Origin of the sequence: Thalassospira sp. UBA4513, from assembly GCF_002388495.1 — a bacterium.
GTDB classification, from domain to species: domain Bacteria; phylum Pseudomonadota; class Alphaproteobacteria; order Rhodospirillales; family Thalassospiraceae; genus Thalassospira; species Thalassospira tepidiphila.
Map to the genome: position 1 here is coordinate 17,692 of NZ_DGMR01000041.1, position 603 is coordinate 18,294.

Sequence of the window (603 nt, forward strand, 5' to 3'; positions counted from 1 at the left end):
TTCTTGGGTGAGCAGTTGGGAAACCTCTTCGGCAAAGCGCTTTTCCGCACCCAGCCGGTTCTTAGCATAGGCATCAAACTTCTGTTTGCTGATGATGCTCATCGATTTCAGACGCTCGGAATCTTGGGCGGCAAAGGCGGTCAGCAGGGATGAAATCTGGGGTGCGTTGAAGTCCAGCCGGGATGAAAGCCCCGCTGGGTCCGTGCAGGTGCCATTTGCGATGGCGGTATCTCCCTCGGCCGCCAGTGCTTCGAGCTTGGCTGTCTCGGCAGACAGTGTCCCCAATTGCTCCTTGGTACGCACATCCACCTTATTGCCCATGACTGTGACAAAAGTCGGGTATTGCGACAGTGTTCGGGCAAGGTCGTTGATCCGGTTGGCAAAGGCCATCTGTTCAATCCCGCATTGATATTGACCCCTGATAGACGAACAGGGTGGGGCTTTGTGATGTCGGGCCATTAGGTGCTCAATAAACAAAATTTTTGTGTTGTATTTTTGGGAATCATACATGCCATGCGTGAAATGCATGATTTTAGCCATTGAACAATGACATCGGGTCAGATAGACAAGGGGTGTTGAACGCGCCGATTTGCTCCTCAGCTT

Annotated in this window: 1 protein-coding gene; it reads right to left on the minus strand. The window is 52.1% G+C overall.

The window, feature by feature from the left end:
- Nucleotides 1-540 (minus strand): hypothetical protein (locus B2T33_RS20095; RefSeq protein ID WP_286793028.1); only part of this gene is annotated, 540 nt, incomplete at its 3' end.
- Between the last annotated feature and the right edge of the window lie 63 nt (nt 541-603).